This window comes from Marinobacter sp. Arc7-DN-1 (genome assembly GCF_003441595.1).
Lineage (GTDB): Bacteria > Pseudomonadota > Gammaproteobacteria > Pseudomonadales > Oleiphilaceae > Marinobacter > Marinobacter metalliresistant.
In genome coordinates this window covers 2686238-2700031 of record NZ_CP031848.1, presented here as the reverse complement: position 1 = coordinate 2700031, position 13794 = coordinate 2686238, and the positions used below count along the sequence as shown (strand labels likewise).

Genomic DNA, 13794 nt, shown 5'->3' with positions numbered 1-13794 from the left:
AGGTGGGTCTAACCACTACGGATTTTTTTCGTAATATTACTTAACTAAAGTAATAAGAGCGACCGCATTTTAACCGATTCCCGGCGCAATGCGGTCGCTTTGCGAAAAAAATAACAAAATAACAAAACTGGTGTCAGAAGAACGCCTGGATCCCGGTCTGGGCCCGGCCCAGAATCAGGGCATGGACATCGTGGGTGCCCTCATAGGTGTTCACCACCTCCAGATTCACCAGATGACGTGCCACACCGTATTCATCGCTGATACCGTTGCCACCGAGCATGTCCCGGGCCAGGCGGGCAACATCCAGAGCCTTGCCACAGGAGTTGCGCTTCATGATCGAGGTAATCTCTACGGCAGCGGCGCCCAACGCACCCCAAGAAATACCATAGCGGGCAATCATACCGCCCGGATCGGAACCGTGATCCGGCTCAGTCAGACCGAAACGAGTGTTTTGACGATGTTTCCACAGGGAGGCTTCTCAAGGAATGCTCTGAGGAGGCCGCGGATCTGCCCGACTGACGCGTCGGGAGTTGGCTCCTCTTGCCTGACCAATGGCGGTTTATTCTACCGTCACACTTTTGGCCAGATTTCGAGGCTGGTCCACATCCGTGCCCTTGAGCACCGCCACATGATAGGACAGCAGCTGCAGCGGAACCGTATAAACGATCGGGGCAGTAATCGGATGCACTGAAGGAAGCTGCATCACATGGATGCCCTCTTCCGGCTTCACGTCCGCCTTTTTATCGGCAAACACGAATAACTCACCACCCCGGGCGCGGACTTCTTCCAGGTTGGATTTGAGCTTTTCCACCAGGTCGTTGTTCGGCGCTACGGTGACGACCGGCATCTCACTGTCTACCAGAGCCAGGGGGCCATGCTTGAGCTCACCGGCCGGGTAGGCCTCGGCGTGGATGTAGGAAATTTCCTTCAGCTTCAGGGCACCTTCCAGGGCAACCGGGAACTGGGAACCACGACCCAGGAAAAGGCTGTGGTGTTTGTCCATAAACGCCTTGGACATCTCGGCAATCTCGCCATCCAGGGCCAGCACATCACTCACCTGGCCGGGCAGCAGGTGGATCGCCTCCACGATCTCTGTCTCCTGGTCTTCAGGCAGGCCGTTGTGGCGGGCCAGTGCCAGGGTAAAGATCAGCAATGCCGTCAGCTGGGTGGTGAAGGCCTTGGTGGAGGCAACGCCGATTTCCGGCCCGGCCTGGGTCATGATCACCAGGTCCGATTCCCGCACCAGGGAACTGCCGGGTACGTTGCAGATCGCCAGGGCGGCACGGAAACCGGCTTTCTTGGCCTGACGCAGGGCGGCCAGGGTGTCGGCGGTCTCACCGGACTGGGAAATGCACAGGAACAGGGTGTCCTGCTGGATCACATGCTTGCGGTAGCGGAACTCGGAAGCCACCTCTACAGAGCAGGGCACGCCGGCCAACTCCTCAATCCAGTAGCGGGCCACCATTCCGGCGTGGTAGCTGGTGCCGCAGGCAATGATCTGGACATGACGAACGTTTTCGAGCAGATTCGCCGCATCGGTACCCAGGGCCTGTTCCAGTACCCGGGTGTTGGTTACCCGGCCTTCCATGGTGGCCTTGATGACCCTGGGCTGCTCGTAGATTTCCTTGAGCATGAAGTGGCGGTATTCGCCCTTGTCGGCGGAATCGGCGCCGTGCTCGAATCGGGTAATCTCCCGCTCCACGCTCTGCCCGTCCCGATCAAGGATGGCACTACCATCCTTGCGGATATCAGCAATGTCCCCCTCTTCGAGGAACATGAACCGGTCGGTGACCGGCAGCAGAGCCAGCTGATCGGAGGCAATAAAGTTCTCGCCGATACCGACACCGATCACCAGGGGACTGCCTTCGCGGCATACCACGAGATGATCAGGCTCATCCCCGTGGACCACTGCCAGGGCATAGGCGCCGCGGAGGCGAGCGATGGCCGCCCGGACCGAGTCCTGGAGGTTACCCAGGGAACGGTAGTTCTTTTCGATCAGGTGCGCGATCACTTCGGTATCGGTTTGCGAGGTGAACTCAAAACCCTCGGCACGCAGCTCTTCGCGAAGTTCCTGATAGTTCTCGATAATGCCGTTATGGACGATGGCCAGGCGGTCACCCGACATGTGCGGGTGGGCATTGAGCTGGGACGGCTCGCCATGGGTGGCCCAGCGGGTGTGGGCAATGCCCAGATGGCCCGCGAGGGGGTTGGCTTTCATGGCGTCTGCCAGTGAGGCGACCTTGCCCACTTCCCGAGCGCGCTGGACGCCGTGGTCACCACCGATCACGGCCATACCGGCGGAGTCGTATCCCCGGTATTCCAGGCGGCGCAGACCCTCAAGAAGGATGCCCTGAACGTCCCGTTCCGAAACCGCGCCTACAATTCCACACATACTGTTCTACCTGTCTGTTGATCGTTTGAGTCAGTGTTTCTTCGGCTTTTCCCAGCCGGAGATATTCCGCTGGCGGCCACGGGCCACGGCCAGTTCGCTGTCCGCCACATCCCGGGTAATGGTGGACCCGGCTCCGATGGTGGCGTCTGCCGCGACCGTCACCGGCGCTACCAGGGAGGTATTGGAACCCACAAAAACGCCGTCACCGATCACGGTCCGGTACTTGTTCACACCATCATAATTACAGGTGATGGTTCCTGCACCCACATTCACATTACGGCCCAGTGAGGCATCGCCCACGTAGCTCAAGTGGTTGATCTTGCTGCCCTCGCCGACCACGGCCTTTTTGGTTTCAACGAAATTTCCCACCTTGGTGTTGGCGGCCAGTTCAGTGCCGGGACGAATACGGGCAAATGGCCCGACCTGGGCGTTGGCACCGATCGTAGCACCTTCAATCACGCTGTTGGCCCTGATTTCAGCGCCCTCAGCGATGGTGGCATCCTTGATCACACAGCCGGGCCCGATCGACACGTTGCTGCCCAATGTGACCCTGCCCTCAAAAACCACATTCACATCAATCCACAGATCGTTGCCGATGGTCAGCTCTCCGCGCACATCAACCCGCGCCGGATCAGCCAAAGTGGCGCCTTCGGCCATCAACCGGTCTGCCTCCCTACGCTGGAACCAGCGCTCGAGTTCAGCCAGCTGAAGGCGGTTGTTGACGCCCTGTACCTCGTAGGGGTCCTTGGGCTGGGAAACCGAAACGTTCAGGCCCTGCTCCACCGCCATGGCAATAATATCGGTCAGGTAGTACTCGCCCTGGGCATTGCTGTTGGACAGCGCCGGCAGCCAGGTTTTCAGATGCTTCGCCGAAACCGCAAGAATGCCTGTGTTGACCTCGCGGATCTGTTGCTGTTCCGGCGAAGCGTCTTTCTGCTCCACGATGGACTGCACCGCGCCATTGGCATCGCGGACAATGCGGCCGTAACCATGGGGATTGTCCATGGTCACCGTCAGAAGCCCAAGGGTGTTGTCATCCAGGGTGCCAACCAGTGCGTCCAGGGTATCGTGACGGGTAAGCGGGACATCGCCATAAAGCACCAGAACCCTGGCCTCGTCCGGAAGATCGGGCAGGGCCTGGGCAACGGCGTGGCCGGTACCCAGCTGCTCACTCTGGGTCACCCAGTTCACCGAGGCCCCGGTGGTGGTTTCCCTAACCCTGTCGGCACCATGCCCGATCACAGTGTGAATCTTTTCGGCGCCCAGCTGTTTGGCCGTGGCAATCACATGATGAAGCATGGGGCGACCGGCCACCGGGTGGAGAACCTTGGGCAGGGCGGATTTCATTCTGGAACCCTGGCCAGCGGCCAGAATGACAACGTGTAACGGGCTCATGGAATGGTCAGGCTCCCGGTGTATGGAATGTCTTGAATCGGAAAATAAAAAAACCGCACCCCTCGGGACCGGAGGCCCAACGCCGGGCGTTGGTCTTCCAGCCGCTCAGGATGCGGCTTCGGTGTTCGGCACACCCGAAACAGAAATGCTTAGCGCATTTTGTTACGCAGCTGCTGGATGGTGCGAAGCTGGGCAACAGCCTCGGCCAGCTCTGCAGCGGCACGGGAGTACTCGAATTCACCGGTCTTGTTGGCAAGTGCTTTCTCGGCTTCTTTCTGAGCCTCAAGTGCGGCTGCTTCGTCCACATCCTTTGCACGAACCGCAGTATCCGCCAACAAAGTGACCAGATTGGGCTGGACCTCCAGATATCCGCCGGACACGTAAAGAATCTCTTCTTCACCGCCCTGCTTGATGATCCGAATGGGACCCGGCTTCAGCTCGGTCAGCAGCGGGGTGTGACCCGGGGCAATACCCAGGTCACCTTCAGAGCCCGCAGCGATCAGCATTTCAACCAATCCGGAATAGATCTTTGTTTCGGCACTTACCACATCACAATGCACGGTCATACCCATGTCAGTTGCCTCTTTGATCGATCCGGAAACAAGTGCTTCGGCTCAGATTAACTCTTTGCCTTGCTCTTCATTTCCTTCGCTTTCTCGACCGCTTCCTCAATAGTACCAACCATGTAGAACGCCTGCTCGGGCAATTCGTCATAGTCGCCATTCAGGATGCCCTTAAAGCTGCTGATGGTTTCCTTGAGGGAAACGTACTTACCAGGCGAACCGGTGAAGACTTCAGCAACGTGGAACGGCTGGGACAGAAAACGCTCGATCTTACGGGCACGGGCAACGGTCAGCTTGTCTTCTTCTGACAGTTCGTCCATACCCAGGATGGCGATGATGTCTTTCAGCTCCTTGTAGCGCTGCAGGTTTGTCTGCACGCCACGGGCCACTTCGTAATGCTCCTGGCCGATCACCAGCGGATCCAGCTGACGGGAGGTGGAATCCAGGGGATCGATCGCCGGGTAGATACCCTTTGAAGCGATGTCACGGCTCAGTACCACGGTCGCATCGAGGTGCGAGAAGGTGGTCGCAGGCGACGGGTCCGTCAGGTCATCCGCCGGTACGTAGACCGCCTGGATAGAGGTGATAGAGCCGTTCTTGGTGGAGGTAATCCGTTCCTGCAGCTCACCCATTTCCTGGGCCAGCGTCGGCTGATAACCTACCGCGGAAGGCATACGGCCCAGCAGTGCCGATACCTCGGTACCGGCCAGGGTGTAACGGTAGATGTTGTCAACGAACAACAGTACGTCACGACCTTCGTCACGGAACTTCTCAGCGATGGTCAGACCGGTCAGGGCCACACGCAGACGGTTTCCGGGAGGCTCGTTCATCTGACCGTAGACCATGGCAACCTTGTCGAGAACGTTAGACTCCTTCATTTCATAATAGAAGTCGTTACCTTCCCGGGTCCGCTCACCCACACCCGCGAATACGGAGAGACCGGAGTGCTCTTTCGCGATGTTGTTGATCAGCTCCATCATGTTTACGGTTTTACCAACACCGGCACCACCGAACAGGCCAACCTTACCACCCTTGGCGAACGGGCAGATCAGATCGATAACCTTGATACCGGTTTCCAGCAGGTCAGCCGAAGCGGCCTGGTCTGCATAGCTCGGTGCCTTGCGGTGAATGGCCCAGCGTTCGTCTTCGCCGATCTCGCCGGCTTCGTCAATGGGACGACCCAGAACATCCATAATACGACCAAGGGTCTTGGTACCGACCGGTACCGAGATTGCCTTACCGGTGTTTTCTGCTTTCAGGCCACGCTTCAGGCCTTCGGTGCTGCCCATGGCGATGGTACGTACAATGCCGTCACCCAGCTGCTGCTGGACTTCCAGAGTTGTTTCGCCACCTTCAAGCAGCAGTGCGTCATATACTTTGGGTACGGAGTCACGTGGGAATTCCACGTCGATAACCGCGCCAATGATCTGAACGATTTGTCCGCTACTCATGCTCGGTTCCTCGTTATCTTGATAGTCAATAAAACCAGTTGGATTGTGGGCCGGATCAGACCGAAGCGGCGCCGCTCACAATCTCCGATATCTCTTGGGTAATGGCTGCCTGACGCGCCTTGTTATAAGCCAGCTGAAGTTCGTCGATAATGCTACCGGCGTTATCAGTTGCGCTCTTCATGGCGATCATCCGGGCTGCCTGTTCACATGCCAGATTTTCTACCACACCCTGGTACACCTGGGATTCAATAAAACGTGGCAGAAGGCCATCGAGGATCTGCCTGGCATCGGGCTCGTAGAGATAATCCCACTGGTTCTTGATCTCTTCTTCGTCTTCGCTCGGAGGCAGGGGCAGAAGCTGCTGTACCTTCGGGCTTTGGGTCATGGTGTTGACGAATTCGTTGCTCACCACGTACAGGCGATCAATCTTGCCCTCGGAGAACGAATCCAGCATGACCTTGACGTTGCCGATGAGTTTTTCAGAGCTCGGGCTGTCACCCAGGTGGGTCAATGCCGCAATGACATTACCGCCATAGCTCCGGAAAAAGGAAGCCCCTTTCTGCCCGATGGCGCACAGATCGGTTTCCACTCCTTTTTCTTTCCACGCTTTCATTTCACGGACAAGCGCTTTGAACAGGTTGATGTTCAGACCACCGCAGAGGCCACGATCAGTTGACACCACGATATAGCCCACGCGCTTAACGTCGCGCTCGAGCATGAACGGGTGCTTGTACTGAGCGTTCGCCTTGGCAATGTGCCCGATCACCTGACGCATCTTGTCGGCATACGGGCGAGTCGCCTGCATGCGTTCCTGAGCCTTGCGCATCTTACTCGCAGCCACCATTTCCATGGCGCTGGTGATTTTCTGCGTGCTCTTGATGCTTGAAATCTGGTTACGTATTTCTTTGCCGACGGCCATAACTCACTGCCTTCTCAAGTTAGACACTCGTTGCTATGAAAAGCGGCCCGCGACACACGCCGCAGGCCCGTTTTCTTACCAGCTCTGAGTGGTCTTGAATTTCTCAAGTGCAGCTTTGAGGCCGGCAGCGATTTCGTCGTTGTAATCGCCTTTCTCGTTGATCTTGTCGAGGAGGTCTTTCTGCTCGGAGCGCATCCAGTCGAGCATCTGCGCTTCAAACTTCACTACCTTGTCGACATCAACGTCGTCCAGGAAGCCTTCGTTGGCTGCAAACAGAACCGTACCCATTTCAGCCACGGACATCGGGCTGTACTGGTTCTGTTTCATGAGTTCCGTTACCCGCTGACCGTGCTCAAGCTGCTGCCGTGTTGCTTCGTCAAGATCGGAAGCAAACTGGGCGAAAGCGGCCAGTTCACGATACTGGGCCAGGGCCAGACGGATGTTACCGCCAAGCTTCTTCATGATCTTGGTCTGGGCGGAACCACCTACCCGGGATACGGAGATACCGGCGTTCATCGCCGGACGGATACCGGAGTTGAACAGGTTGGTTTCCAGGAAGATCTGGCCGTCGGTAATGGAGATTACGTTGGTCGGTACGAACGCGGAAACGTCACCGGCCTGGGTTTCGATGATCGGCAGAGCGGTCAGGGAACCGGTTTTGCCTTTCACTTCACCGTTGGTCAGTTGCTCAACGTAATCCGCGTTAACACGGGACGCACGCTCCAGCAGACGCGAGTGCAGGTAGAATACGTCACCCGGGTAGGCTTCACGGCCTGGCGGACGACGCAGCAGCAGGGAAATCTGGCGATAAGCCACGGCCTGCTTGGACAGATCATCATAGATGATCAGGGCGTCTTCGCCACGGTCACGGAAGTATTCACCCATGGACGTACCGGAGTACGGAGCCAGGAACTGCATCGCTGCAGGATCCGCGGCGCCGGCGGCAACCACGATGGTGTGGTCCATGGCACCGTGCTCTTCCAGCTTGCGCACAACCGCGGCGATGGAAGACTGCTTCTGGCCAACGGCAACGTAGATACACTTGATGCCGGTGTCTTTCTGGTTGATGATCGCGTCGATGGCCACCGCGGTCTTACCGATCTGGCGGTCACCGATGATCAGCTCACGCTGGCCGCGGCCGATCGGCACCATGGTGTCGATTGCTTTCAGACCGGTCTGGACCGGCTCGTCAACGGACTGACGTGCGATAACGCCCGGTGCCACCTTTTCAACCGGAGAGGTCAGGTCGGTACCGAGGTCGCCCTTGCCGTCAATCGGGTTACCCAGAGAGTCGACAACGCGGCCCATCAGTTCCGGACCAACCGGTACTTCCAGGATGCGGCCGGTGCAACGAACTTTCTGGCCTTCGGCCAGATCTTCGTAGTCGCCCAGCACAACCGCACCAACGGAATCACGCTCCAGGTTCAGAGCCATACCGAAGGTGCCGTTGGCAAATTCAATCATCTCACCGTACATAACGTCGGCAAGACCGTGGATCAGCACGATACCGTCGGAAACCGACAGGATCGTACCTTCGTTCTTTGCTTCGGAAGAGATGTCGAGTTTCTCGATTCTCTTCTTGATGATGTCACTGATCTCGGATGGATTCAGTTGCTGCATGCCAATATCCTCAAACCTTGTGCTGAAATCAGGAGCCCAGAGCGTCGGCCAGCTTGGTCAGCTTTCCGCGTACAGAAGCGTCAATGACCAGATCACCGGTGCGAATAATCACGCCGCCAATCAGAGACTTGTCCAGTGACGCTGCGAGTGACACTTGCCGCTCGAGTTTCTTCGAGAGTGCCTGGGCGAGCTTCTGTTGCTGTTCGTCCGTCAGCTCGAAAGCCGCGGTAACTTCGATATCAACAGTGCGCTCCAGATCAGCCCGGTACATGTTGAAGAGCGCTGCAATCTCAGGAAGAAGAGTCAGCCGGCGGTTTTCAGCCAGTACAGCGAAAAAGTTCCGGACCTGTTCGGTGACGCCTTCTTCGGCGACCTCCAGAATCAACTCCGCCTTCTTCTGCTCTTCGAGACCCGGATTCGCGAGAAGCTGTCGAATGTCTTTGTTCGCGGTGACCTGTCCGGCAACCGTCAGCACCTGTGACCACTCAGCCAGCTGCTTATGCTCCTGAGCGGCAGAAAATGCTGCCTTTGCGTATGGACGGGCCAGCGTTCTCAGTTCTGCCATGATGAACCTCGTCGTTTAAAGTTCTGCCGCCAGTTTGTCCAACATCTCGTTGTGCTTGGAGGCATCGACAGAGGTTTCCAGGATCTTCTCAGCACCGGCGACAGCAATAGCGGCAACTTCTGCACGCAGCGCGTCACGGGCCTGATTCCGCTCCTGCTCAATTTCGGCCTTGGCCTGCTCAACCAACTTCTGGCCTTCCTTGCGGGCGTCATCCTTGGAGGCTTCCACAATCTGGGCCGCACGCTTGTTGGCCTGTTCAATCAGACCAGCAGCTTGCTGCTTGGCTTCACGCAGTTCCTGAGCTGACTTTTCCTGAGCCAGTTCCAGATCGCGCGAAGCGCGGTCTGAGGCAGCCAGTCCGTCAGCGATCTTCTTTTGACGCTCCTGCAGTGCGGCCATGATAGGCGGCCACACATATTTCATGCAGAAGACGACAAAGATAAAGAACGCGATGGCTTGACCAATCATCGTCAAATTAATGTTCACGTCTTCACCTCTCGCCTGTTTTGTTAAGAATCATCTGACCGGAGTGTAGCCCCCGGCTGGCGACTCGATTAACCGGCGATCTGGCCGACAAACGGGTTGGCGAAAGTGAAGAACAGAGCGATACCAACACCGATCATGGTTACGGCGTCCAGCAGACCTGCAACGATGAACATTTTAACCTGCAGCATCGGGGTCATTTCCGGCTGGCGCGCAGCGCCTTCCAGGAACTTGCCACCGAGGATACCAAAGCCAATCGCAGTACCCAGGGCACCCAGGCCAATCAGCAGTGCAACGGCAATAGCGGTCATTCCAACTACAGTTTCCATGATAACTCCCAGTTTTCAGTTAGGTTTTTCAGTTTAAGGGTTTAGGGTTTAGGGTTTAGAACTACGGCTTAATGGTGTCCGATCAGTGACTGTCCTCATGAGCCATGCTCAGGTACACGATCGTCAACATCATAAAGATGAATGCCTGCAGGGTGATAACCAGAATGTGGAAGATCGCCCAGGGTACAGACAGTGTCCACTGCGCCCAGAGCGGCAGCAGTGCAATCAGGATAAAGATCAGCTCGCCGGCATACAGGTTACCGAACAGACGCAGAGCCAGTGAGATCGGCTTGGCGATCAGGCTCACGCCCTCAAGCAGGAAGTTTACCGGCACCAGCAGGATCTTCAGGAACAGGTTGTCGGAAGAGAAGGGGTGGAGGGTCAGCTCACCGAGGAAGCCACCCACGCCCTTCACCTTCAGGCTGTAGTAGATGATCAGCGCGAATACGGACAGGGACATGCCCAGAGTCACGTTCACGTCTGTGGTCGGAACCACCTTCATGTATTCCAGACCCATCAGGTGGAACAGCTGGGGCAGGAAATCCACCGGCACCAGATCCATGAGGTTCATCAGGAACACCCAGCAAAAAATGGTCAGTGCCAGCGGCGCGATGACCTTGTTCTTGCCGTGGAAGGTTTCCTTAACACTGTTATCGACAAACTCGATCATGACTTCAACGAAGTTCTGCAGCCCACCGGGCTGACCGGATGTGGCGCGTTTGGCCGCCAGACGGAAAATGAACAGGAAAATCGCACCCAGGGCGACGGACCAGCCGAGGGAATCGACGTGCAGTGCCATGAACCCCATATCGGATGCTTCAGCCGCATTGTGGGCCATAGTCCACTGCGCTTCCTGCAGTACCGTGCCGTCGGCACGTTCATAACCCGCAGGCAGCTTGCCATACGTCAGGTTCTGGAGGTGATGCTGGATATATTCGGATGCATTTCCTGCCATAACGGTTTCCCAGGTCCAGTTAGCTTTGCTGCGTATTGCTGCCCGCCAGAAGCGGTGTCAACCAGTTGGTGACCAGCATGATCGCAAATGTTAGAAAAAGTGCCGCTACGTCGAGCGGCTGAATCCATTTGAACACCATCGTGAAAAGGATGGCGCACAGGATGAGCTTGCCGGCCTCACCCTGGTAAAAAGAGCTCATGATCTTTCTGGCAGACCGCGCGCCGGCGTAGCGGAATGCCTTGAACGCAAAATAACCATGGGGGATCAGAAAGATAAGTCCGCCCAGCAGCGCAGAATAACCGGCCACCTGGCCTCGCAAGAGAAACGCCAGGCTGACGACGGCAAGTATCACACTTTCTATTACAAACCATCGTGCGATGGGCGGGCGGCCGATACCCCCCGAAGCTGCCTTCGTCATGTTTGTCCCGAAAGTACGGTGCTTTTCGCCCGGTGCAGTTTAAAAAGTAAGCAAATACACCGATACGAGCGCCGCAGATTATATGTGTTCAATGTGCACGAATCAACAAAACCCGGTGCCAGCTGGCCCGTCAGAAGTGGCGTAATAACTGGGTTTTGGCAATTTTCGTCACAAATAGACGGCCGTTCAGTTTTTCACCACTACATGTTGTGTACATAACCAGATACGAACTTTCGTAGGGGGGTCGGAAGACCCACAAAAGCCCAACGATTTTATTTGATGTGGCCCAGAATGCCGTCGAGTTCGTCCAGGGAACTGTATTCGATCACCAGCTTGCCTTTGCCACGCTGGCCATGGTCAATGGACACTCGGGCTCCAAGCCGTTCGGCCAGATCATCCTGCAACGCCCGAATGTTGGGATCCAGCGCGCCTTTTTTCCGGGATTTACTGTCCGGCGTTTCCTGCTGGACCCGGCGCACCAGGGCTTCGGTCTGGCGAACGGACAGGGATTTCGCCACCACCTGTTTCGCCACCTGCATCTGCAATTCCGGCGCCAGGGTCAGCATCGCCCGGCCGTGGCCCATCTCCAGATCGCCATGCTCCAGCATGATACGGACATCTTCGGAGAGCCCGATCAGGCGCAGCAGGTTGGTAATGGTGGTCCGGGATTTGCCGACGGCTTCGGCAACCTGGGCCTGGGTCAGGCCGAACTCGTCCTGCAAACGCTGCAGGGCAAAGGCTTCTTCAATGGGATTGAGGTTTTCGCGCTGGATGTTCTCGATCAGCGCCATGGCGATGGCGGCTTCGTCCGGAACATACCGGACGATGGCGGGGATGCTGTCCAGACCGGCCATCTGGGTGGCTCGCCAGCGACGCTCTCCGGCAATCAGTTCATAGCGGCCTTCGGCGATGGGGCGAACCACCACCGGCTGCATCACCCCTTGCTGACGAATGGAATCGGCCAGTTCCTGCAGGGCGGCCGGATCCATATCGCGCCGGGGCTGGAAGCGGCCACGCTGGATCAGGTCGACAGGGACTTCGCGGAGCTCACCGTCGTGGTCTTTCAGCTCCTGGTCCAGATTGACCCTGGAGCCCGCCAGCAGGGCGCCCAGTCCGCGTTCACCCAATCCTCGTTTCTTAGCCGCCATGGTGTCAGTCATTCTTCCCGTTGAAAATCGTTGTGCTTCAGTGAGTGACAGGGCGGTATGTTACACCGCAACCGGCGCGGATGTCTTTTTCGAGCCATGGCGGCGTACCATCTCGCCGGCCAGGGCCAGATAGGCGATGGCACCCTTGGAGGCCCGGTCGTATTTCAGCGCCGGCATGCCGTAGCTTGGCGCCTCGGCAAGGCGGACATTGCGGGGAATCACCGCACGGTAGACCTTGTCGCCGAAGTACTCGCTGAGCTGGCCGGACACATCCAGGGTCAGGCTGTTCCGCGGATCGTACATGGTCCGAAGGATACCCTCCACCTCGAGATTCGGGTTCACGGTCTCCTGGATCTGGTCGACGGTGTTCATCAGCGCGGCCAGGCCTTCCAGCGCGTAGTACTCACACTGCATCGGAATCAGTACCGCATCCGCAGCGGACAGGGCATTCACCGTCAGCAGACTGAGCGAGGGCGGGCAATCGATCAGGATGTAATCGTAGTTGTCGCGAACGGTATTGAGGGCAAGGCGCAGACGGTGCTCTCGGCCGATTTCGTTCATCAGTTCCACTTCGGCAGCAGTGAGATCGCCGTTGGCCGGCAGGATATCGAAGCCGGAAGCTTCTGCAGGAATGATGACTTCGGCGGCGCTGGCCCGTTTGGTCAGCATGTCGTAACCGGACCGTTCCAGGGCGTTCTTATCCACACCGCTGCCCATGGTGGCATTGCCCTGGGGATCCATATCCACCAGCAACACCCGGCGTTTGGTGGCGGCCAGGGAGGCGGCAAGGTTGACGCAGGTGGTGGTTTTGCCCACACCGCCTTTCTGATTGGTCACTGCAATCACGCGCGCCATGTCTTGCCTCCTTGTTTATGGGTTACCGGTTCAGAAACTCGACTGCCGAACTTTCGCCAATTCTCTGCCCGGGCGATCACCAACAGATGGCGTTCGCCGTCGGCGCCGGGGACATCCAGGGAATGGCTGGATCTTACCTGCCAGCCAGCCGGAAGGGCCGCCACTTCATCATCCGGAAACTGACCTTTCATGGCAAGGAACTCACCCTCATTTGCCAGCAAATCGCCGCACCAGTTCACCAGATTCTCCAGCGCGGTGAAGGCGCGGCTGCTGATCCGGGTAAACGGTTCGTCAGGGCTACAATCTTCCGCCCGGCCGTGAATCACCTCGACGTTATCCAGGCCCAGCTCCAGCACACACTGATTAAGGAACCGGGTTTTCTTGCCGTTGCTGTCCAGCAGGGTAAACCGCTTTGCGGGCAGGGCGATGGCCAGGGGAATTCCGGGCAGGCCGCCGCCAGCACCCACATCCAGCAAATGGTCCGTGTTTACCCAGGGCAGGATGCTCAGGCTGTCCAGCAGCTGCCGGGACACCATTTCCCGCTCATCACGAACCGCAGTGAGGTTGTAGGCCCGGTTCCATTTGTTGAGCAGGCCAAGAAAGGCCAGCAGCTGTTGCTGTTGGCCGTCGTTCAGGGAGAGATCCATTGCCGCCAGCCCGTCCCGGAGCTGACCCTGCCAGAGCGTGTTGGTCATGGCCAC

14 protein-coding genes and 1 pseudogene are annotated in these 13794 nt (G+C 57.5%); all 15 read right to left on the bottom strand.

Features of this window, described 5'->3' with window-relative positions; all coding sequences use genetic code 11:
• Positions 1-133 precede the first annotated feature (133 nt).
• Positions 134-364: pseudogene (locus D0851_RS12670) on the bottom strand (acyl-CoA dehydrogenase family protein); the annotation flags it as partial.
• A gap of 195 nt (positions 365-559) precedes the next feature.
• On the bottom strand, positions 560-2392 hold the full coding sequence (gene glmS, locus D0851_RS12665) for a glutamine--fructose-6-phosphate transaminase (isomerizing) (protein WP_117618965.1): 1833 nt from the start codon (positions 2390-2392) through the stop codon (positions 560-562).
• A gap of 30 nt (positions 2393-2422) precedes the next feature.
• Positions 2423-3787, bottom strand: coding sequence for a bifunctional UDP-N-acetylglucosamine diphosphorylase/glucosamine-1-phosphate N-acetyltransferase GlmU (gene glmU, locus D0851_RS12660; protein WP_117618964.1), 1365 nt, complete (start codon positions 3785-3787; stop codon positions 2423-2425).
• A 149-nt stretch (positions 3788-3936) separates the two neighbouring features.
• Positions 3937-4359, bottom strand: coding sequence for a F0F1 ATP synthase subunit epsilon (locus D0851_RS12655; protein ID WP_117618963.1), 423 nt, complete (start codon positions 4357-4359; stop codon positions 3937-3939).
• Positions 4360-4406: 47 nt separating this feature from the next.
• Complete coding sequence (gene atpD / locus D0851_RS12650) at positions 4407-5801, bottom strand: F0F1 ATP synthase subunit beta (protein WP_117618962.1); 1395 nt, start codon at positions 5799-5801, stop codon at positions 4407-4409.
• Positions 5802-5856: 55 nt separating this feature from the next.
• The gene (atpG, locus tag D0851_RS12645) at positions 5857-6720 is read right to left on the bottom strand and encodes a F0F1 ATP synthase subunit gamma (RefSeq protein ID WP_117618961.1); all 864 of its coding nucleotides are present in this window, start codon (positions 6718-6720) and stop codon (positions 5857-5859) included.
• A gap of 75 nt (positions 6721-6795) precedes the next feature.
• The gene (gene atpA / locus D0851_RS12640) at positions 6796-8340 is read right to left on the bottom strand and encodes a F0F1 ATP synthase subunit alpha (protein WP_117618960.1); all 1545 of its coding nucleotides are present in this window, start codon (positions 8338-8340) and stop codon (positions 6796-6798) included.
• A 28-nt stretch (positions 8341-8368) separates the two neighbouring features.
• Positions 8369-8905 (bottom strand): F0F1 ATP synthase subunit delta, encoded by a 537-nt coding sequence (locus D0851_RS12635; RefSeq protein WP_117618959.1) that lies wholly within the window; start codon positions 8903-8905, stop codon positions 8369-8371.
• A gap of 15 nt (positions 8906-8920) precedes the next feature.
• Positions 8921-9391: a F0F1 ATP synthase subunit B gene (locus D0851_RS12630; protein ID WP_205422201.1), complete on the bottom strand. Its 471-nt coding sequence runs from the start codon at positions 9389-9391 to the stop codon at positions 8921-8923.
• Between the two features lie 68 nt (positions 9392-9459).
• Complete coding sequence (atpE, locus tag D0851_RS12625; RefSeq protein ID WP_012138088.1) at positions 9460-9717, bottom strand: F0F1 ATP synthase subunit C; 258 nt, start codon at positions 9715-9717, stop codon at positions 9460-9462.
• A gap of 82 nt (positions 9718-9799) precedes the next feature.
• A complete protein-coding gene (gene atpB, locus D0851_RS12620) occupies positions 9800-10672 on the bottom strand; it encodes a F0F1 ATP synthase subunit A (RefSeq protein ID WP_117618957.1) in 873 nt (290 codons plus the stop codon).
• Between the two features lie 19 nt (positions 10673-10691).
• Positions 10692-11090: a F0F1 ATP synthase subunit I gene (locus D0851_RS12615; protein WP_117618956.1), complete on the bottom strand. Its 399-nt coding sequence runs from the start codon at positions 11088-11090 to the stop codon at positions 10692-10694.
• Between the two features lie 272 nt (positions 11091-11362).
• Positions 11363-12238 (bottom strand): ParB/RepB/Spo0J family partition protein, encoded by an 876-nt coding sequence (locus tag D0851_RS12610; protein ID WP_117620396.1) that lies wholly within the window; start codon positions 12236-12238, stop codon positions 11363-11365.
• Between the two features lie 60 nt (positions 12239-12298).
• Entirely contained in the window at positions 12299-13093 is a 795-nt protein-coding gene (locus tag D0851_RS12605; RefSeq protein ID WP_117618955.1) for a ParA family protein, read from the bottom strand.
• Positions 13081-13788, bottom strand: coding sequence for a 16S rRNA (guanine(527)-N(7))-methyltransferase RsmG (gene rsmG, locus D0851_RS12600; RefSeq protein ID WP_117618954.1), 708 nt, complete (start codon positions 13786-13788; stop codon positions 13081-13083). The genes D0851_RS12605 and rsmG overlap by 13 nt, the downstream gene beginning before the upstream one ends.
• Positions 13789-13794: the final 6 nt, after the last annotated feature.

Bases quoted from the DNA above. Each gene is read 5' to 3' on its own strand.
- atpB (WP_117618957.1), bottom strand. From the start codon at position 10,672: ATGGCAGGAAATGCATCCGAATATATCCAGCATCACCTCCAGAACCTG.
- atpE (WP_012138088.1), bottom strand. From the start codon at position 9,717: ATGGAAACTGTAGTTGGAATGACCGCTATTGCCGTTGCACTGCTGATT.
- rsmG (WP_117618954.1), bottom strand. From the start codon at position 13,788: ATGACCAACACGCTCTGGCAGGGTCAGCTCCGGGACGGGCTGGCGGCA.
- D0851_RS12610 (WP_117620396.1), bottom strand. From the start codon at position 12,238: ATGGCGGCTAAGAAACGAGGATTGGGTGAACGCGGACTGGGCGCCCTG.
- D0851_RS12655 (WP_117618963.1), bottom strand. From the start codon at position 4,359: ATGGGTATGACCGTGCATTGTGATGTGGTAAGTGCCGAAACAAAGATC.
- D0851_RS12605 (WP_117618955.1), bottom strand. From the start codon at position 13,093: ATGGCGCGCGTGATTGCAGTGACCAATCAGAAAGGCGGTGTGGGCAAA.
- D0851_RS12615 (WP_117618956.1), bottom strand. From the start codon at position 11,090: ATGACGAAGGCAGCTTCGGGGGGTATCGGCCGCCCGCCCATCGCACGA.
- glmU (WP_117618964.1), bottom strand. From the start codon at position 3,787: ATGAGCCCGTTACACGTTGTCATTCTGGCCGCTGGCCAGGGTTCCAGA.
- atpA (WP_117618960.1), bottom strand. From the start codon at position 8,340: ATGCAGCAACTGAATCCATCCGAGATCAGTGACATCATCAAGAAGAGA.
- atpD (WP_117618962.1), bottom strand. From the start codon at position 5,801: ATGAGTAGCGGACAAATCGTTCAGATCATTGGCGCGGTTATCGACGTG.
- glmS (WP_117618965.1), bottom strand. From the start codon at position 2,392: ATGTGTGGAATTGTAGGCGCGGTTTCGGAACGGGACGTTCAGGGCATC.
- D0851_RS12635 (WP_117618959.1), bottom strand. From the start codon at position 8,905: ATGGCAGAACTGAGAACGCTGGCCCGTCCATACGCAAAGGCAGCATTT.
- atpG (WP_117618961.1), bottom strand. From the start codon at position 6,720: ATGGCCGTCGGCAAAGAAATACGTAACCAGATTTCAAGCATCAAGAGC.